The sequence below is a fragment of the Microcystis sp. M083S1 genome (assembly GCF_020246405.1).
Classification (GTDB): Bacteria; Cyanobacteriota; Cyanobacteriia; order Cyanobacteriales; family Microcystaceae; genus Microcystis; species Microcystis aeruginosa_C.
Genome location: NZ_JADBTB010000117.1, coordinates 1 through 19,361 on the forward strand (window position 1 = coordinate 1; position 19,361 = coordinate 19,361).

Below are 19,361 nucleotides of genomic sequence, written 5' to 3' on the forward strand. Positions count from 1 at the left end.
AAATTCTATCGTTCCTTGCCAACTTTTCAGGAATATATTCTGATCGAACAATCTAGTTATAGTGTGGAACGTTACTATAAACAAAAGGATGATCAATGGTTAATTGATTTCGTCACGGGGGAAAATGCGGTTTTACAATTGCTGTCGGTAGATTGGCAGATTTCTTTTCAAGATTTATATCAAAGAGTAAATTTCGACCTAGTAGAAACCTAAAATTAAAAGAAAGGTCAAAAAGAGTCGCTATCAAGAAACTCATTATCTCAAAATAGCTAATCTTTTTTGGTATAATAGACGGACTACTATATGTTAAATCTATGGAAGCTCTAGATTTTTCCGATCAACTACAATGGACCGCAGAAGCCAAGGCAAAACTGAAAAATATTCCCTACTTTGTTCGTTCCCAAGCGCGTCAAAGGACAGAAGAATTAGCTCGTCATGCTGGTTCCGATCGAGTTACCGTGGAAATGGTAGAACAGGCTAGAATAGAATTCGGACAGTAGATTTTTAGCCGCCAATTTGCGACATAGTACGGGTATAAATGCCACTTGATGTGCCGGAATCACGCAGTTTAAAGTTTATTTCTGCCTTCAGTTCTATTAATTCCCGCACTCTTTCCCTGATTTCTACCGGCGAAATTCCCTGACGGAGGGCAGTTTTTAGGTCAATTTGTCCGGTTTCGTTGAGGAGACAGGGACGCAACCAACCATCGGCCGAAAGACGTAGGCGGTTACAGCGATCACAAAAACATTCCGACATCTGACTAATAAAGCCAATTGTACCCTTAGCCCCCGGAATTTGAAAAACATCGGCCGGACCATTTCCCCGCACTTGACCCTCATTTAAGCCCCATTTTGCCCGAATTCGCCCCCTTAATTCCTCGCTCGCAATCCAAGCTTTTTCTTGAAATAAATCACCGTTACCGATGGGCATAAACTCGATAAAACGGACGTGCCAACGCTTATCGATGGTCAAAGCCGCTAAATCTTCCACTTCTGCCTCATTTATCCCCGGAATCACCACCACATTCAATTTTAAGGGGTCAAAACCCACTCTCTGGGCTGCTTGAATACCTGCCCAAGTTTTTTGCCAACGACTCCGGCCGCGATTACCGATAATTTTATCAAAAGTGTCGGGGTCGAGGGAGTCCAAACTGATATTAATCCTTCTTAGTCCGGCTTCATACAACATTTCGGCTAAATTGTCAAGTAAATAGCCATTAGTGGTCAAGGCTAAATCGCTAGTGGCAGATAAAGAGGCGATATCGCGCACAATCTCCACTACTTCGGGATGTAAGAGAGGTTCCCCACCAGTAAGGCGAAATTTGCGGAAACCGAGGGGAATAAAGACATTTTTGACTAAAGTAAGAATTTCCTCCCGGGTGAGTAAGTCTTGCGCTCGAACATAGGCCAATTCTGCATCTTCAGGCAGACAATACTGACAGCGAAAGTTACAGCGATCGATTAAACTAATCCTGAGATAGTCAATTTGGTTCCTGTTCACGGGCAAATACTGTTATAAAACTTCATGAATTTATCATAACAATTCTGGCTCGATCGATATCTAGACATCGGCTACATCTAGATTTTAGTCTATGATGACAATAGATTTGCTCAATGGCAAGGGCAAATAACGATTGGTAAATTTGATAATTTTTCTTGATTGTACTTAAGTAGGTAGGCGTTAAAAATTATCAGACACCCCCCTTATCAAGGGTAGGGTTGATTCATGAATCAACCCTACCTTATCAAGGGGGGATTAAAGGCAAAATCGATTTTTAATTTAATTATAACCAACTACTTAACTAAAAAGGTCGGCTAACACCCCAAAGAAATATTAAACAATCCTCTAGATATGGACAAACAGAATACTATCTAAATGGAGCGAGCCAGTAATGCTATGATCAAAAAATAATTATCTTGAGATGGTAATTTGTGTGATGTTACCTTTTTTACTACCCATTGCCCAAACTCCTCCTATTGTAGAAATAATTCGACCGGCGCAGGTGCGTCCTTTGCCGAATCAACTAGATCAAGTTCCCGTTTTTAACAGCAATAGTCCCGAATTATTGCTAGGAGAAGGGATTTTGCTTTCGACTTTTCCCCCCCAAGAGAAAAGTTTCCCCTCGGCCCATTTAAATTATGCTTTTCAGGGACGCTTTGATATTTTTGCCCACCATGTAGCGAGGGGGAGTTTTCCCGATAATTTACGCACCCTTTATCTGGGTATATTACTCCACAATCCCAGTCCTAATCCCGTCACCGTTAAAATTCTGCAAGGGGCCAGTTATTTGAGTCAACCGGATGCAGCTTTTATCGATTTACCTGCACAAGTGGAAAATAATCAGGGGACAGTTTTTGCAGGTCCAGGAAGTCGGGTAATGGGGGATATTTTAATGGGGCAGCGTCAGGATATTTTTCCCGATAGGATTATTATTCCGGCGGGGGAGAGTTTTATGGTCTTAAATGCGGCGATTCCCGTGCGCGATTTGACTCCACCCTTAAACGGGAGGTCTACTTATCTCCGTCTGGAAAGTGACGGTCTTCTCTACGCTGCTAGTTTAGCTCTTTATGCATCCCTAGACGAAAATGGGCAGGAAAGACCCCCAAATCTGACAGAATGGCAAAATTTGCTGGAAAAAGGCGATTTATCGACTCCGCGCGATCGAGCGCCCACTCCTCCCCATAGTCAAGGACAGATAATTTATGGACGGGTAGCGGGGGTGTCCCAAGGTTCAGCCTGGCCTGCCCGATTGGTCGATCGAGCTTCTTTATGGTTAAATATTCCTGATTCTGGTCAATCTATAGCCTATGGGATTAGTACCCTACCCGGGGGCAAATTGGGAACGGAACAAAATCAAAGTGCTAGTATGTTAGTTCGCTATCCCGATACGGCCTATCAAGCTCATGGTAATTACGGTGTGGAATATAGGTTAAGTTTACCTCTATTTAATGGGAGTGATGAGGCGAAAACGGTGACTATTGCGCTAGAAACACCGATTAAAGAGGATATTATCGGGCAGGGTTTGCGTTTTCTCGATCCGGCTGCCCCACAAGTGTTTTTTCGGGGAACAGTAGCCGTCAATTATAGCGATGACCAGGGACAGGCACAAAGCAGATTTTTCCATCTCGTCCAAAGACGCGGACAAGAGGGGCAATCTTTAGTGAGTCTGACTATTCCTCCGGGGGATTGGCGTGTAGTACAGGTAAATTTTTTATATCCACCAGATGCCACTCCTCCACAGGTTTTAACGATTAAGACCGAGTAGAACAAGTTTAAAATTGGCCGTTAACGATCGCAATATTCCATTGACCGTCTTGGTTGGTTTCAAAGGCAATTTGGCGACCATCACCGCTAATAGTGGGATTGCGGACGCTTCCCCGCAGGTTAGCGGTTAACAGGGTTGCACGGGATCTGGAACGATCATAAACCATAACATCACTTTTACCGCGTTCGCTGGAGATATAGGCAATTAAACGACCGTCAGCATTTAAAGATGGCTGATCTTGGCTAGAATCGCCACGATTTAGGTTAGGAAGATTAACTAGGCGCTTTTCTTGCAGATCGAATAAATATATACTACGACGACCGGAGCGATCGGAAGCGAAGGCTAAATAGCGACCATCAGCACTATAACTGGGAAATTGATCGGGAGCAAAACTATTTAAACCACCGGTGGGAACTTGAGGAGTGATCAAAAGAGGGGAATTACAGCCACTTATCCCCGATAACAGCCCAAAAGAGGCCAAAAACCGCCCCAGCCAGACAAAAAAAAATTTTTCTTTCATCTTGACTTTTGACCCCAAATGTGCTAGTAACTTTCTTCCTTGCCGACGGTTTTGAGGGTCAGTAGTTGATTGCCTTGACTGAGACTATCGGCGATCGCTTCTCGAATCGGCAGGTCAATACTGGTTTCAGCGAGGATTTCTTGGGCTTTTTGCCGCAAATCTGCCCCGGTATCGGCATCTACTTGGTCTAGATCGAGTAATTCCTGCGATAGCTGTTCGATCGAATTCGGGTTAGTCATAGCTCAGGCTCCCAACAAGCTTAATTACAATCCCATTGTAAAGAGGGTCCGGTCCCTAATTGGGGATTTTTTGGCTTTAATTCAGGATTGATAAGCTGTTCGTAATTTAAATTGCTTGTTGAGATCAGGCGGTCGGCAGGAGGCTGGAGATTATTTTTATTTATTCTCCCCACTCCCCTCTCCCCCCGCAACGGCTCGCAGTGGTCTCCCCCCACTCCCCAATTCATAATTCCTCCTCTCCCCACTTCATAATTCATCATTCATAATTCATAATTCCCTCCCCCTCAAAAAAATTTTCCTGGAGGTGCTTGACATAACCATAATGATGAAGCTACAATTAGAATTGTCGCAAAAATGGGATTGTAGTTCAATTGGTTAGAGCACCGCCCTGTCACGGCGGAAGTTGCGGGTTCGAGCCCCGTCAATCCCGTAGAAATTTAGGTTAGAGTCACCCGGGGCTAGTTAACCTGTGGGCAGTAAGATAAATGAACAGGATCCCACTGCCTAGATTTGTTCTAATTTACCGATAAACCAGCATTAGCTTGAATATAATCGGGTAATTCAATCTTTACCGGTTGTATCCGCCAGATTTCCTCGCAATATTCCCGAATCGATCGATCGCTAGAGAATTTTCCCATGCGGGCCAGATTAAGAATTGCTAAACGACTCCAATGTTCTTGATCTTGATAGGCGCGACCGACTTCTTCCTGACAGTCGATATAGGATTGATAATCGGCCAGTAACATATAGGGATCATCGTAGATAAGATTATCCACAAGCGGACGAAATAAACTACTATCACCCCGGCTAAAAAATCCCGAACCAATGAGGTCTAATACTGCCCGCAATTCTTCGTTATGGTAATAGTATTCTTGGGGATTATAACCAGCGGCTTTCTTAGCATAAACCTCCTCGGTTGTCAAGCCAAAAAGGAAGAAATTTTCCGCCCCCACCTCTTCACGAATTTCGATATTTGCCCCATCGAGAGTACCGATAGTTAAAGACCCATTCATGGAGAATTTCATATTACCAGTTCCCGAAGCTTCTTTCCCGGCGGTGGAAATTTGTTCGGACAAGTCGGCAGCTGGATAAACCCGTTGACCGAAGGTGACATTATAATCGGGTAGGAAAACCACTTTTAAAATTCCTCCAAGTGTCGGATCATTGTCGATCACTTCTGCCACAGAATTAATCAATTTAATGATTAATTTCGCCATAAAATAACCCGGGGCTGCCTTACCACCAAAAATAAAGGTACGGGGGGTAATATCGAGATTGGGATTATTTTTGAGGCGATGATAGAGAGTAACGATATGTAAAACGTTGAGATGTTGCCGTTTATATTCATGAATGCGTTTTACCTGCACATCAAAGAGGGTACTAGGATCAACTTTAATGCCGACTTTTTTATCGATATAATTGGCTAAATCTGCCTTAATATCGTATTTAATTCGTCGCCAAGAGTCCCGAAATCCCCCATCATTCACATAGTTTTCTAAACCGCGTAAATCCTCCAGATGTTTAATCCAATTTTCGCCGATTTTTTCGGTAATCGCAAAAGTTAAGCGGGGATTACTAGAAACTATCCAGCGCCGGGGAGTAACTCCATTGGTTTTGTTGCTAAACTTTTCGGGAAAGAGTTCATAGAAGTCGCGCAGAACATCTTTTTTAAGTAATTCTGTATGGAGGGCTGCCACCCCATTAATTGCCTGGGAACCCACACAGGCGAGGTGAGCCATACGGACGTATTTTTCGCCGCTTTCATCGATTATAGACAAACGGGATATTTTGCCGTCATCATGGGGATAAATAATGCGAATTTTATCCAAGAAACGATAGTTAATTTCGTAGATAATTTCCATTAATCGGGGGAAAAGACGACCAAAAATACTCAAAGGCCATTTTTCTAAAGCTTCTGGCAAAAGAGTATGATTAGTATAGGCGAAGGTATTTTGAGTAATAAACCAAGCTTTATCCCAATCGAAATGATGCACATCAATTAACAAGCGCATTAACTCAGCTACCCCGACGGAAGGGTGAGTATCATTCAATTGTACTGACCATTTTTGATGAAAATTATCGAGACTGGGGTTCTCATGTAAGTGAATACGAATCATATCCTGTAGGGAACAGGAAACAAAGAAATATTGCTGTTCTAAACGCAGTTCTTTGCCTTGAATTGGTTCATCGTTAGGATAGAGAACTTTACTGATATTTTCCGAGTGAACTTTATTATCCACCGCACCATAATAATCGCCACGATTAAAGCGACCAAAATCAAAAGATTCACAAGCTTCTGATTTCCAGAGACGCATGGTATTAGCGGTGTTAACTCGATAGCCGAGAATTGGGGTATCGTAGGGAATTCCTTTGACTACATAATCGGGAATCCAACGACTGCGATAATTACCATTTTCGTCGGTATAGGATTCGGTATAACCGCCAAATTTTACCTCTACCGATGATTCTGGTCGGGCAATTTCCCAGGGATTTCCATACTGTAACCACTTATCGGTTATTTCCACCTGCCAACCGTCGTGAATTTCTTGATCAAAGATACCAAATTCGTAGCGAATACCGTAACCAATAGCCGGAATTTCTAGGGTAGAAAGGGAATCAAGATAACAGGCAGCTAAACGACCTAAACCACCATTTCCTAACCCTGGTTCTTCTTCCTGGGCAATTAATTCTTCTAGTTTTAATCCCGATTCGCTGACAGCTTTCTGAACCTGTTCGTAGATACCGAGATTAATTAAATTATTAGCTAAATGGGGACCGACTAAAAATTCGGCCGAGAGATAACAAACGGTTCTGACATCTTTTTTTAGATAGGTTTGTTGGGTGGTTAACCAACGCTGCAATAAACGATCGCGTATGGTATAGGCCAGGGCCATGTAAAGATCGTTTTTGCTGGCTAATTCCGGTAATTTACCTTGAATATAGAGTAAATTATCCCTTAAAGCCCGTCGGATAGTTTCTGTGTCTAATCCTGTTCTGTCGTCTTCGATGATAATCGGACAAACAAAAGTTGACTCTGGAGATGGATCCATAGGAGTTTTTTTACTGAAGATTGGCTGCTCTTAGTTTAAGATAACCAGACCCAAAATTATATCAAGAAAAGCTTAAATCTTGACTAAGATTAAGGTATAGTAATGACAGAGTTAAAGTGATTAAATTTCAATTACCGACAGAAAGTGAAGACAGGGGAAAGTTTGAACAATGGGTGCTTTTGTGACGGGTGGAACGGGTTTGAGCGGGGCGATAATCTTGGGAAAATCGCCCTCTATACCCCTTGATGGCGTGAAAATGTCAAAACAGTCCATTTACTAAGATTCCTCGAAGGCAGTTGGTTTCAAACCAGTGGAGATATTACTTATTAAGACTGAGTAGGAAAGGAAAAAGATGGTCTCAACTGTGCTGAGATGCTTAAGTAGTTAGGTGTTAAAAGTTGTCAGACACCCCCCTTATCAAGGTAGTAGGGTTGATTCATGAATCAACCCCATGAATCAACCCTAGGGGCAGGGGGGATCAGACGCAAAATCTATTTAATAACTCATCTAGGAAAACCTGTTCTTGCTAAAATAACTCCAATTTTAAGTGCCATCATCCCCCCAAGAACACTGCCCAACCAGTAAATTAAACCGAAAGTTAAGTTTCCCTGCTCTAAAAACTTGTTGACCTCTAAACTATAGGTGGAAAAAGTTGTATAGGAACCACAAAAACCCGTGGCAATCATCAATCCTAATTCTGGGGCAATTATGCGAATATTTTCCCTAATCATAGTAAAAATATAGGCAATAATTAAACAGCCAGAAAGATTAACAAAAAATGTCCCCAAAAATTGCCATTCTTGACCGAAAAGACTTTCAACTAATTTTGCAATATAAAAACGACTCAAAGCCCCAAAAATAGCCCCAATCGCCACGGATAAACTATAACGTCCCCTGAAAAAATTCATGCTGTCTCTCCTGCCCTTCAATAGTCAATAAATTGGAGAATTAAGTAGCTGGTTATAATTAAATTAAAAATGGATTTTAGGTTCGATTCCCCCTGCCCCCCTTAATAAGGGGGGTGCCGATAGGCGGGGGGATCTCCCCTGAGTCCCCCCTTAATAAGGGGGGCATCTGATAGTTTTTAACGCCTACCTACTTAACCTAGAAAAACTTCGGCAATAGCTGCCCCAATTCTCACGGCAATCAATCCGAAAATGATACTAGCAACGGCAAAAAAAAGACTGAGAAAATTTTGTTGATTGCGCCAGAGTATCAGGGTATCTAAACTATAGGTAGAAAAGGTGGTATAAGCTCCTAAAAATCCCGTTCTAACCATTAAATCTAGTTGGTGGGAATAAAAGGAAAAACTGGGTAAAATAGCCAAAAAGAAACCGATAGCTAGACAGCCAGTTAAATTAATAATAAAGGTTCCAGATGGAAAGCGCAAGCCGAATTTTGCTTTTGTCCATTCGGTAATGTGATAACGAGATAACGCCCCCGGAACCGCTCCTGCTACAATTGCGAAAACATCGTTCAAATCTGACATTGTCTCTAATTTTTTTGCTATCTTTGCCTAGGCTCTATGATAATTGATGCGGTTATCGATCGCATGACCCATATTTTCAGGGGTGTTATTGTCGAGGACAACCCTCTGATTTTAAAATAGAGGTATGAAAATTCAACCGCGTAAACGTTTTGGACAACATTGGTTAAAAGATGAATCGATACTTGATCGCATCATCGACGCTGCTAATTTACAATCAGAGGATCGGGTATTAGAAATCGGCCCGGGTACAGGCATTTTAACCCGTCGTCTTCTCGATGGCGCTCAATTGGTTGTCGCTGTAGAAATTGATCGAGATCTATGGACAATTTTAAATAAAAAATTTGGCCAACAAGATAACTTTCATCTCATCCCGGGCGACTTTCTTAGCCTTAAACTGGAGCAACTGCCGCCAGTTAATAAAGTAGTGGCTAATATTCCCTATAATATCACCGGTCCGATCCTGGAAAAGCTGCTCGGTTCGATCGCCCATCCCTTCACCCCCCCTTATCAGAGTATTACCCTCTTAGTACAAAAAGAAGTCGCCGAAAGATTAGTCGCTGTCCCCTCCACCAAAGCTTACAGCGCTCTCAGCGTCCGCATTCAATACCTTGCCGATTGTCAATGGATTTGTGACGTACCCCGGCGGGCCTTTTCCCCCTCTCCCCGGGTGGATTCGGCGGTAATTCAGCTTTTGCCCCGTGTTTTGCCGAATAATGTCAGTAATGCTGCCTTTTTATCCACTTTAATTAGCTGGGGTTTTGCCAACCGGCGCAAAATGTTACGCAATAATCTAAAAAATTGTCTGGATAGCGATCGATTAAGCCAAATCCTGACACAATTAGAAATTAATCCCCTCGCTCGCGCCGAAGATCTCAGTTTATCGCAATGGATTGACTTGGCGGAAAAATTAGGTCAATTGCCAAAATTTTAGATTTTTTTTCTTGACAAATGCACAGTTATACCCTTCTAGCCCCCGCTAAAATTAACTTATATCTAGAAATCGTTGGCGATCGCCCTGATGGTTTCCACGAGTTAGTCATGGTGATGCAGACGGTGGGATTATGCGATCGCATCACTCTCCGGCCGAACGGATTGCAGGAATTCCGCCTCTTTTGCTCTCATCCCCTCGTCCCCCAAGATAGCAGTAATCTCGCCCATCGCGCCGCCACTTTGATGGCGAGGGAATTCCCCCGCATCTTTGCCAATTACGGCGGCATCGATATCACCATCGAGAAATATATTCCCTTGGCTGCTGGTTTAGCGGGGGGTTCCACCAACGCGGCGGCGGTGTTAGTTGGCATCGATTTAATCTGGGAATTAGGCTTAACCCGTCCGGAATTAGAAACTTTAGCGGCAAGATTGGGGTCCGATACTTCCTTTTGTGTGACAGGAGGAACCGTTATCTGTACGGGAAGGGGAGAAATTCTCGATCCGATCGCTCCTCTGACCGGATTATGGGTCATTTTAGCTAAATACGATCATTTATCCGTTTCTACACCCTGGGCCTACCAAAGCTATCGGCAAAAATTTCAGGATACCTATCTGTCTTCTCCAGAGGAATTTCATCACCGTCGTCAGCAGGTGAGTTCTGGGGCTTTGGTACAAGCGATCGCCCAGAAAAAACCAGCCGCTATCGGCAAATTTATCCACAATGACCTCGAAAAGGTGGTTTTAACCGAATTTCCCCTCGTAGCCGAGTTAAGACAGGTTCTAGGGGATTTAGGCGGCTTGGGAACGATGATGTCAGGCTCTGGCCCGACGGTTTTTACTCTCTGTTCATCTCAGGAAGTGGCGGAAACTATCGTTAAAGAGGCCCGGGAAATTCTCGTCGCTCCCGATCTACAATTTTGGATAGCTCCAATCACCGATACAGGCATTCAAGTGACTTGAAAAAATTAAAATTGACCGCCTTTACCACGATAACCAAACTCGCGGAATAATTGCCTCTCGATCGCTCATTTCTAGCCTTAAAATTTGCCAAACCTGCTGAAACCATTGTCGCACTTCACCGCTAGAATTACCCCGATAACGACATAAAAGACCATCTCCTAAAGTGCTAGTAACTCCCATCTCTCCTTCTAGGGAAAAATCTCTCACTTTCTCGATTAAATTTCTGCCCACTGGTTGACCGATATAAACTAAAGTACCGATCAGGGCGCTATCATTTAAACCGGAAAATCCCTCGATCATTTTACCACCCAACAGGAAGGATCGATCAATCCATAAAGGTTGTCCCGATCGCCAAATTTCCCAATTAGAATGCCATTCTCCCGCTAAAAATTTCTCCCCTCTCGCACTGCGACCAAAACGGGTAATTTCCCATCCCAACCAACTGCTATTTTCCCCTAAATCCACTCGTAAATGTTGGCGAAATACCGCACCATTAAAGATAATTGTTTCTTGGGGTAGCCATTCTAAACCAGCATTGTCATCGATTTTAATCTCGATTAATTGTTGAGCTATCTGACCGTTACTCTGGTAAACTTTTCCAGCAGAAGCAGTGGTAATCAGGGCATTAGTAGCGGCTTGGAGATGAATTTTTTGTTGCAGAACATCACCGCCAACTATTCCCCCCGCCGTGTGTAAAATCACCGTATGACAAAGGTTTTTTCCTTCGGGATAAAAAGGTCTTTGTACTTTTAAAGGGGCGGTAGCATAGACGTGATTAATCTCGGTTGCGAGATTTTTTTGCTTGTAAATTAGTTCTAGGTTTCCCTGCCACATTATTGCTCCTCGGTCATGGTTTCTAAAAATTGCCGATAATTTTCGGGACTGAGATTAATTTTAACTTCTATTTGCTGTTCTTTATCCCTGATCAGTAAAATATATTCACTTTCCGCTTTTTTGCCGACCAGAAGAGGATTTTTTAGCTCGAATTTTTGATAAACCAGATGGGGTTTTGTCACCCGAATAACTAAACTAGGTTGGGATTGGGGATAAATGTATAATCGCTCCTGTTCCCGATCTAAAATTAATTGTTTAGGTGTCATGCTTCTTTCGTCAGCAAAAGTAGATTTATGCCAATAGAGGGTAATCCCCCGAATTTGGGGCATTTGAATGCTAAATTTTTCATCAAAACCTTGCTGCTCCCAATTAATATCTTCCAGAGAGCCAGTATCGGTAATTAAACGCTGTTGCCAGAAGACTTCCTTAAGATTTAAATCTTGCCACCATTGGCTAATAATTTGGAAATTATCCAGACTATCGGGGTGGGGATTGGCACTTTGCCAGAGGAGAGGAGTAAGCATTTTGGGGGAATTTTTGCGCTGGGAAAATCAGGTTAATAGTCTTCGCTGGAGTTAAGGGATCATTAATCTCAATTATCATCGATTCTCGAGCTGCCGATCAGTCCATAATATTAACTCTCGATCGCATTTTTATTTTATCCTAATTATCGAGGGAAAAACTGCTAAAAGTAGTCTTCACCATTTGCTTTTTCCTGTTGTGATCGCTGCTAACTTGACACTATTCTAAACCCCAAAAAAGAGAGATTTTATGGTAAAATAGTCGTACAAATGGGCATATTCTGCACATCAAAAGGGTAAAAGCCCGATTTTTAGCGAATTTACTCACAAAAACGCTTTTTTTGCCTTGTTATTGGAGTTAACCCCCCTATGACCGCCGCCCAGGATCATGTCGTCCCCACAGACTTAAGCAATGAAATGTCCCGTTCCTACCTAGAATACGCCATGAGCGTCATCGTTGGGCGAGCCTTGCCCGACGCTAGGGACGGACTGAAACCCGTACACCGGCGCATTCTTTATGCGATGTACGAACTAGGATTAACCCCCGATCGCCCCTTCCGGAAATGCGCTAGAGTCGTCGGGGAAGTATTAGGAAAATACCACCCCCACGGGGATACTGCTGTTTACGATGCTCTCGTCCGCATGGCCCAGGATTTCTCCATGCGCGATCCCCTGATTAACGGTCATGGTAACTTCGGATCGATCGATAACGATCCCCCGGCGGCCATGCGTTATACCGAGTGTCGTCTGCACACCCTGGCCACCAACGCCCTACTACAGGATATAGAGTCAGAAACCGTCGATTTTGCCGATAACTTCGATGGTTCCCAACAGGAACCCGTGGTTTTACCCTCTAGAGTCCCGCAACTGCTAATTAATGGCTCATCCGGCATCGCCGTCGGTATGGCCACCAATATCCCCCCCCACAACCTGGCCGAGATTATCGATGGAACCGTTGCCCTCATCCATAACCCCGATCTCACCGATACAGAATTACAGCGTTATATCCCGGGGCCAGACTTTCCCACCGGGGGGCATATCCTTGGCAGAGACGGTATTCAGGAAGCTTACACCACCGGCCGGGGTTCTATTACCCTGCGGGGAGTCGCCTCCTTTGAAACCATCGAACAAAGGGGAAGACCCGATCGAGATGCTATTATTATCACCGAACTGCCCTATCAAACCAATAAAGCGGCATTAATCGAAAAAATCGCCGATTTGGTCAATGATCGCAAAATAGACGGTATTTCCGATGTGCGGGACGAAAGCGATCGCGACGGCATCCGGGTGGTGATCGAACTGAAACGGGATGCCTATCCCCGCGTCGTCCTCAACAATCTTTATAAACAAACGCCCCTCCAGTCCAATTTTGGGGCGAATATGTTGGCATTAGTCGATAACGAACCGAGATTACTGACTTTAAGGGAGTTTCTCCGGGTTTTCCTCGATTTTCGCCTAGAAGTTATCACCCGTCGTACCCGTTATGAACTCCGCAAGGCCGAGGAAAGAGATCATCTCCTTCAGGGTTTACTAATTGCCCTCGCTAGTCTCGATGCAGTCATTGCCCTGATTCGCAGTGCTGCCGACACAGCTAGTGCAAAAGAGGGATTAGTGCAGAATTTTGGTCTTTCAGAGGTGCAAGCGGACGCAATCCTACAAATGCAGCTGCGACGGTTAACCGCCCTAGAATCGGAGAAAATTCAGCAAGAACACGGGGAATTACTGACAAAAATCGGCGATCTTCAGGATATTTTAGCCAGAAAAGAACGCATCGACAGCATTATCGAGGAAGAACTGCAACAGATCAAAACGATTCACTCTACCCCCCGTCGCACTCATATTGAACAACGGGAAGGAGAAATCGCCGAAACTGACCTGATTGCCAACGAACAGGCCTTAATTCTCGTCACCGAACAGGGTTACATCAAAAGAATGCCCGTTAATACCTTTGAGTCCCAAAATCGGGCAACAAGGGGCAAAGCTGGCGCAAAAATGAAAGAAGACGACGGCATCGATCACTTTATCACCTGCCGCGATCACGATAGCGTCCTCTTTTTCACCGATCGCGGGGTTGTCTATAGTCTCAATGCCTATCATATCCCCACCGGTTCGCGTACCGCTCGCGGCGTTCCCATCGTGCAACTGTTAGAGATTCCCAAAGGGGAGAAAATTACCTCGGTGGTGGCAGTCAGCGAGTTCAGCGAGGATAATTACCTGATTATGCTCACACAAAAGGGATTTATCAAGAAAACCGCCCTCGCTGCCTTTAGTAATATTCGATCGAACGGTTTAATCGCCATTTCTCTCGAAGACGGTGATCAACTACGTTGGGTTCGCTTGGCTAAAGAGGAAGATAGCGTCATTATCGGTTCTCGTCAGGGGATGGCCATTCATTTTAAGGCCGATAGTCAACAATTGCGCTCCTTGGGAAGGGCAACTAAAGGCGTAAAATCGATGAAATTGCGCTCAGGTGACGAATTAATTAGTATGGACATCCTGCCTAGTCAAATTGTCGCCCAAATCGCTGAATCTAACGAAGAAGAAACCGAGGACGAAAGCGAAGAAATTAACCCCGAAGTGGCTAATAATGGCCCCTGGGTGTTAGCGATTACCATGGCAGGACTAGGAAAACGGGTTCCCGTTACCCTCCTACGTCTGCAAAATCGGGCGGGATTAGGAGTCAGAGTGATTAAATTCCGCAAAAAGAACGATAAATTAGCGGCTCTGCACGTTGTTAACCCCCACGAGGAATTTATGATTATCACCGAACGGGGCATTATCATCCGTCAATCCGTCGATGCTATTACTCCCCAATCGCGATCGGCCGGAGGCATCCGGGTACAAAAACTTGATGAGGACGATGCGATCGCTGCTGTCGCCCTAGTTCCCCCTAGTGATGCGGAGGAATCTGAAGACAGTTAGATTTGCTGGGAAGTGGGAATTGGGGAGTGGGGAGTGGGGTGTGGGGTGTAGGGTGTGGGAATTATGAATTATGAATTATGAATTATGAAGTGGGAAGAATAAATAAAAATAATCTTCTGACTCCTGACTCCTGACTCCTGAATCCTGTCTCCTGTCTCCTGACTCCTGACTCCTGACTCCTATCTCCTGTCTCCTTTCCTGAGTATTTGGGATTAAAACTGAAAAAAGTGCATTAATTGGGAGATTTCCTGAGCGTCTAGGGATAAACGCCCTTTAAAATCCACAATATTCTTAAATAATCCCTGTTCTTCTCTATTTTTAATAATGGCAGCTGCCAAATTATTGCCGATCAGGGGCAGGGTGGTTAACTGCTCGATCGAAGCGGTGTTAGGATTGATTTTAGGGGGTGCGAGGTGACTTTCCCGGCTATAATAGGCAAATTCTAGAATCGGTTGCCAAGCTTTCAATCTAGCCACAGGAACACTCAAAGCAGCGGCTAGATCTTCAAGACAAAGCAATTCTACCCCCATACCCAACAATTCCACCAACATTCGCGCTTGATGGATGGATATCCCTGGCAATCGCAGCCAATCATCCACACCCGCTTGACTGACATTAATTTTAATGCCCAATTGTGCCGCCATAGCGATCTCATCAAGGGAACGGAAGCGATAATAGGGATCATTGCTAATTTTGGCTTTTAAAGGGTTAAAAGTGCGCCCTAACCAGTTTTGCGGTGTCATTATAGTAGTTGTCGCCGTTTTTCTTCAAATTCGTACTCAGAAATTAATCCTTCTTGCCGGAGGCGCTCTAATTCCCTTAAAGCTGCCCCGATCGCCTCTACTTGTTTAGGCTCTAAACTGGGGACAGTGGCAGCAGTGGTGGCAGTGGGAAAATAGTTAGCGAAAAATTGGTTATCTTGGATTAAATACCACACCGCATCGATCGCGCAAGCCACCCGGGGAATCGGAGTTTGCCAAAGGAGAAGATAAATAATTCCCCAGAGAGGTTGACCGAGATAGAATTTATGAATACCGGCGATAGGAAAGGGTAAAGCGAGAATGCTGCCGATAAAAGCCAAAAAAATCGCTAATTTACGGCTTTTGGGCTTACTTAATAATTTTTCCACCAGAAGCATGAGACCTGTTCGAGATTGATTTTAGCCTGATCTGAACCTTCTATCCTAAAATACTCTTTGGTTCTAAGTAGGGAGACACAATTATTTGTAGGATGGGTTAGCGGTAGCGTAACATAATCTGGCGTTGGGTTTCATGCTTCAACCCAACCTACGTTCATCTTATATTTAATTCCACTCAGCCACTTAACATAGGGATAAGCAATGACTAGCAGAATCAAGGAAATCTTTCAGACAGGACAACCGGATCAATCCGTCACCGTGCAGGGTTGGGTGAGAACAAAACGAGAATTAAAAGAATTTACTTTCCTGGAAGTTAATGATGGCTCATCCCTGGCCAACTTACAAGTTATCCTCGAACCGACTTTACCCGATTATGAAAATGTACTAAAAGCAATTAGTACAGGAGCGGCGATCGCTGTTTCGGGAAATTTGGTTCCTTCCCCGGGTAAAGGGCAAAATATCGAGTTAAAAGCGGCCGAAATCACCCTTTATGGTGACTGTCCTGCGGATTATCCCCTACAAAAAAAACGTCATTCCTTTGAATTTCTGAGAACCATTGCCCATCTGCGAGCAAGAACCAACACCCTAGGAGCAGTAATGCGGGTTAGAAACGCTTGCGCTACCGCTATCCACACTTTTTTCCAAGAAAAGAGCTTTATTTGGGTACATACTCCCATTATTACCGCTAACGACTGCGAAGGTGCGGGGGAATTATTTACTGTCACCAGTTTAGATTTAAAAAAACCCGCCAATTTTGCCGAGGATTTCTTTGGTAAACGGGCCTATTTAACCGTCAGTGGACAATTACAAGCGGAAGTAATGGCCATGGCTTTATCTAATGTTTACACTTTTGGCCCGACTTTTCGCGCTGAAAATTCTAATACTTCCCGTCATCTGGCCGAGTTTTGGATGGTGGAACCGGAAATGGCTTTTTGTGATCTGGAAGGGGATCAGGATTTAGCAGAAGCTTTTCTGAAATATATCTTTAAATTCGTCTTAGAAAATTGTCCCGAAGATTTGCAGTTTTTTAACGAACGTATCGATAAAACGGTGTTAAGTACGGCCGAGAATATCGTTAATAGTGAGTTTGGCAGGATTACCTACAGCGAAGCGATCGAGTTATTAGAAAAAGCTGATCGTCAGTTCGAGTTTCCGGTAGAATGGGGCTTAGATTTACAGTCAGAACACGAACGTTATCTAGCGGAGGAACTATTTAAAAAACCCGTGATTGTCACTAATTATCCCAAGACAATCAAAGCTTTTTATATGCGTCTAGATGACAATAATAAAACCGTTTCCGCTATGGATATTTTAGCGCCCAAGATCGGCGAAATTATCGGCGGTTCCCAACGGGAAGAACGATTAGATGTATTAATCCAAAGAATGCAGGAACAGGGAATGAATCCCGATGATTTGTGGTGGTATTTAGATCTGCGTCGCTACGGTTCCGTTCCCCACGCTGGTTTTGGTTTAGGATTCGAGCGTCTGGTACAATTCATGACGGGAATGACCAATATTCGCGATGTGATTCCTTTCCCCCGTACCCCTTTAAGTGCCGACTTTTAGAATTATGTCTAGGATCGACGGGAGAAAGGAGGAATGTAGATATTTATTAAATTGTAGCTTAGGCTACAGACTTGGAGTAGAAAATGTTTGTTGTTTCACTGTCCCCCTCTACGTTCTTTGTCCCCTTTCTCCTGTAACAGTTCTTAATGGGTTTGTCTGAGTTTAGCCTGATTGATAATGATAGCGAGCTTGTAAAAAATAAACCTTATTTCCTGTGACTTTATAAACCAAACGATGCTCTAAATCGATCCGTCGTGACCAAGTGTCGGCAGCAATATACTTAAGAGGTTCGGGTTTACCCAATCCTGTAAACGGATCGCCATCCAAAATATCTGCTACTAAGTCTAAGATTTTATCGCCTTTTTTCGGTTCGTTCCGATACCACCAAGCTAAATCTGCTTTGAAATCAGGACTAAAAACGGGCAAATAATCATGAATAGGATTGTTTTGAGGTTTATCTGGCTTATTTTCTCTTTTAGGACTCAATTCCTAACTCCTCTTTCAATTCAGCTAATGTTTGAGGAGTTGCATCTTCTGTCTGGGTCCATGCTAAAGAGCGAAATAAGCGTTGGGCATTTTCTGGCGATCGCAGTAAATAAACACACTCTAATAAACTGGAAAGCTCATCTTCAGCAATTAAGGCCACATTTTTCTGATTGCGACGCTTAATGACGATAATTTGAGATTCGTCACACACCTGATCTAAGAGACTCGCTAAATTCATTCTCGCCTGAGAGTAGGTGGTTTCTTTGCTTAACATGATTTTTAGGGGAGACTTGTACAACCTTATTGTACAATTTCAAGCTCTTGAACTCCCCAAAAACCCCAAAATATCGATCGCTAGTTAGGGAGAGAAATGTAAAGATTTATTAAATTGTATCTTTTAATACAGTTGTGGGGGGGGGAATGTGTATTGTTTTGCTATCCGCCTTTGGCGTTGGGTTGGGCTGTTGCTTAACCTGGCTGCGAGGGGGCGAACACTTATGTACTGAGTAGCGAATGGTGATGAAAAAAGGATTTTTCAGATGGCTACCAATTTTAGCCTTAACTATAGCTTTATCTTCTAACTTCTATCAGAATCACGATGATATTGCTCAAGCCCGTAATTCGAGAGTTGTAAGCAATGGTTTTGCTTTCGAGATTCAGAATTGTAATAAAGACAATAATTCTGTAGTTTGTACTTTTATGGTTGCAAACTTAGGGGAAGTCAGAGATCTTACTTTTTATCCCAAAGACTCTATCATCATTGATTCTACTGGCAAGCAATTGACGGGATCGGAGGGCCGTATTGGAGGAATAGGTCGTGATCTAGTATATATGAGAGATATGCCTTCTAGAGTCCCCATTAACGGAAAAATTCTCTTTAAAGGAAATTTGCCCGGAAGAATCGTTTATCTGCGATTAGTAGGTTCTGGTTTCTCAGTTGAATGGAGGTAATATATTACCTCGTTCTCAGGTTCTACCTGAAGATTTTTCCTGTGGCAGCAGCATTGAGATTCGTAGGTTGGGTTGACGCAAGGAAACCCAACAACTTCCTGGAATATTTTCACAATGTTTGTTGGGTTTCGCCTTTTGAGCCGATTGGTAATACCTGAGCAATAATGATAGCTCAACCCAACCTACGGCTCGATTAATTAATAAACTTATTCAGGAATGATAGTTATGGCAATCAGAATCAAACTTTGGGCAGATTATGGAAGTTACCCACTTTGGGGAGTAGATGAAATTGATAACATTGCTCCTGAAGAATTGCCATTAAGTCAAGCAACTATTCAGCGTTTAAACCCATGGCAGGATACTTACGATAAGACTTTAAATCAAGACTATCCACCTTTATCAGATTTTCCTAATCAGCAAGCTGAAATGGATTTTAAACAAGAAGGAATTAGTTTATGGAAACAGTTACGTCTTGAACTGGCCCCGGATT

20 protein-coding genes, 1 tRNA gene and 1 pseudogene are annotated in these 19,361 nt (G+C 43.5%); 10 read left to right on the plus strand and 12 right to left on the minus strand.

Annotated elements, in window-relative coordinates; all coding sequences use genetic code 11:
* A pseudogene (locus IM450_RS12170) lies at nucleotides 1–213 on the plus strand (Uma2 family endonuclease); the annotation flags it as partial.
* A gap of 101 nt (nucleotides 214–314) precedes the next feature.
* Nucleotides 315–500, plus strand: coding sequence for a PCP reductase family protein (locus IM450_RS12175; protein ID WP_287671233.1), 186 nt, complete (start codon nucleotides 315–317; stop codon nucleotides 498–500).
* A 4-nt stretch (nucleotides 501–504) separates the two neighbouring features.
* Here the strand turns inward: IM450_RS12175 and moaA are convergent, their stop codons facing one another.
* Nucleotides 505–1,500, minus strand: a complete 996-nt coding sequence (gene moaA, locus IM450_RS12180) for a GTP 3',8-cyclase MoaA (protein WP_287671235.1) — start codon at nucleotides 1,498–1,500, stop codon at nucleotides 505–507.
* Nucleotides 1,501–1,921: 421 nt separating this feature from the next.
* Here moaA and IM450_RS12185 point away from each other — a divergent pair, with 421 nt between their 5' ends.
* The gene (locus IM450_RS12185; protein WP_287671237.1) at nucleotides 1,922–3,265 is read left to right on the plus strand and encodes a DUF3370 domain-containing protein; all 1,344 of its coding nucleotides are present in this window, start codon (nucleotides 1,922–1,924) and stop codon (nucleotides 3,263–3,265) included.
* Between the two features lie 7 nt (nucleotides 3,266–3,272).
* Here IM450_RS12185 and IM450_RS12190 read toward each other — a convergent pair whose 3' ends face one another.
* Nucleotides 3,273–3,785 (minus strand): TolB family protein, encoded by a 513-nt coding sequence (locus tag IM450_RS12190; RefSeq protein ID WP_287671239.1) that lies wholly within the window; start codon nucleotides 3,783–3,785, stop codon nucleotides 3,273–3,275.
* A 23-nt stretch (nucleotides 3,786–3,808) separates the two neighbouring features.
* The gene (locus IM450_RS12195) at nucleotides 3,809–4,024 is read right to left on the minus strand and encodes a hypothetical protein (protein ID WP_002737387.1); all 216 of its coding nucleotides are present in this window, start codon (nucleotides 4,022–4,024) and stop codon (nucleotides 3,809–3,811) included.
* Nucleotides 4,025–4,380: 356 nt separating this feature from the next.
* Between IM450_RS12195 and IM450_RS12200 the strand changes: the two genes are divergently transcribed.
* Nucleotides 4,381–4,454: transfer RNA gene (locus IM450_RS12200), tRNA-Asp, on the plus strand.
* Between the two features lie 85 nt (nucleotides 4,455–4,539).
* Here the strand turns inward: IM450_RS12200 and IM450_RS12205 are convergent.
* From IM450_RS12205 to crcB (IM450_RS12215), 3 genes are all read right to left on the minus strand, one after another.
* The gene (locus tag IM450_RS12205) at nucleotides 4,540–7,074 is read right to left on the minus strand and encodes a glycogen/starch/alpha-glucan phosphorylase (protein WP_287671242.1); all 2,535 of its coding nucleotides are present in this window, start codon (nucleotides 7,072–7,074) and stop codon (nucleotides 4,540–4,542) included.
* Between the two features lie 503 nt (nucleotides 7,075–7,577).
* Nucleotides 7,578–7,982, minus strand: a complete 405-nt coding sequence (gene crcB / locus IM450_RS12210; protein ID WP_287671245.1) for a fluoride efflux transporter CrcB — start codon at nucleotides 7,980–7,982, stop codon at nucleotides 7,578–7,580.
* Between the two features lie 191 nt (nucleotides 7,983–8,173).
* Nucleotides 8,174–8,563: a fluoride efflux transporter CrcB gene (gene crcB, locus IM450_RS12215; protein WP_287671247.1), complete on the minus strand. Its 390-nt coding sequence runs from the start codon at nucleotides 8,561–8,563 to the stop codon at nucleotides 8,174–8,176.
* Between the two features lie 124 nt (nucleotides 8,564–8,687).
* Between crcB (IM450_RS12215) and rsmA the strand changes: the two genes are divergently transcribed.
* Both rsmA and ispE read left to right on the plus strand, forming a co-directional pair.
* Nucleotides 8,688–9,494, plus strand: coding sequence for a 16S rRNA (adenine(1518)-N(6)/adenine(1519)-N(6))-dimethyltransferase RsmA (gene rsmA, locus IM450_RS12220; RefSeq protein WP_287671251.1), 807 nt, complete (start codon nucleotides 8,688–8,690; stop codon nucleotides 9,492–9,494).
* Nucleotides 9,495–9,511: 17 nt separating this feature from the next.
* On the plus strand, nucleotides 9,512–10,453 hold the full coding sequence (ispE, locus tag IM450_RS12225; protein ID WP_287671253.1) for a 4-(cytidine 5'-diphospho)-2-C-methyl-D-erythritol kinase: 942 nt from the start codon (nucleotides 9,512–9,514) through the stop codon (nucleotides 10,451–10,453).
* A gap of 21 nt (nucleotides 10,454–10,474) precedes the next feature.
* Here the strand turns inward: ispE and IM450_RS12230 are convergent, their stop codons facing one another.
* Both IM450_RS12230 and IM450_RS12235 read right to left on the minus strand, forming a co-directional pair.
* The gene (locus IM450_RS12230; protein ID WP_287671255.1) at nucleotides 10,475–11,287 is read right to left on the minus strand and encodes an urease accessory protein UreD; all 813 of its coding nucleotides are present in this window, start codon (nucleotides 11,285–11,287) and stop codon (nucleotides 10,475–10,477) included.
* On the minus strand, nucleotides 11,287–11,811 hold the full coding sequence (locus IM450_RS12235; RefSeq protein ID WP_287671257.1) for a hypothetical protein: 525 nt from the start codon (nucleotides 11,809–11,811) through the stop codon (nucleotides 11,287–11,289). Before IM450_RS12235 ends, IM450_RS12230 begins: the two co-directional genes overlap by 1 nt.
* A gap of 366 nt (nucleotides 11,812–12,177) precedes the next feature.
* Between IM450_RS12235 and gyrA the strand changes: the two genes are divergently transcribed.
* A complete protein-coding gene (gene gyrA, locus IM450_RS12240) occupies nucleotides 12,178–14,730 on the plus strand; it encodes a DNA gyrase subunit A (RefSeq protein WP_287671259.1) in 2,553 nt (850 codons plus the stop codon).
* Between the two features lie 212 nt (nucleotides 14,731–14,942).
* Here gyrA and IM450_RS12245 read toward each other — a convergent pair whose 3' ends face one another.
* A complete protein-coding gene (locus IM450_RS12245; protein WP_287671261.1) occupies nucleotides 14,943–15,473 on the minus strand; it encodes a ComEA family DNA-binding protein in 531 nt (176 codons plus the stop codon).
* Nucleotides 15,473–15,868, minus strand: coding sequence for an NINE protein (locus IM450_RS12250; protein ID WP_004268834.1), 396 nt, complete (start codon nucleotides 15,866–15,868; stop codon nucleotides 15,473–15,475). Before IM450_RS12250 ends, IM450_RS12245 begins: the two co-directional genes overlap by 1 nt.
* Before the next feature lie 201 nt (nucleotides 15,869–16,069).
* Here IM450_RS12250 and asnS point away from each other — a divergent pair, with 201 nt between their 5' ends.
* Nucleotides 16,070–17,434, plus strand: a complete 1,365-nt coding sequence (gene asnS, locus IM450_RS12255) for an asparagine--tRNA ligase (protein ID WP_287671264.1) — start codon at nucleotides 16,070–16,072, stop codon at nucleotides 17,432–17,434.
* Nucleotides 17,435–17,596: 162 nt separating this feature from the next.
* On the opposite strand, the gene IM450_RS12260 is transcribed toward asnS, so the two are convergent.
* Entirely contained in the window at nucleotides 17,597–17,920 is a 324-nt protein-coding gene (locus IM450_RS12260) for a Txe/YoeB family addiction module toxin (RefSeq protein ID WP_287671266.1), read from the minus strand.
* On the minus strand, nucleotides 17,910–18,194 hold the full coding sequence (locus IM450_RS12265; protein WP_002763754.1) for a type II toxin-antitoxin system Phd/YefM family antitoxin: 285 nt from the start codon (nucleotides 18,192–18,194) through the stop codon (nucleotides 17,910–17,912). Before IM450_RS12265 ends, IM450_RS12260 begins: the two co-directional genes overlap by 11 nt.
* Nucleotides 18,195–18,433: 239 nt before the next feature.
* On the opposite strand from IM450_RS12265, the gene IM450_RS12270 reads away from it, so the two are divergent.
* Both IM450_RS12270 and IM450_RS12275 read left to right on the plus strand, forming a co-directional pair.
* Nucleotides 18,434–18,871, plus strand: coding sequence for a hypothetical protein (locus IM450_RS12270; RefSeq protein WP_287671268.1), 438 nt, complete (start codon nucleotides 18,434–18,436; stop codon nucleotides 18,869–18,871).
* A gap of 225 nt (nucleotides 18,872–19,096) precedes the next feature.
* On the plus strand, nucleotides 19,097–19,361 hold a 265-nt coding region (locus IM450_RS12275; RefSeq protein ID WP_287671270.1), incomplete at its 3' end, for a hypothetical protein.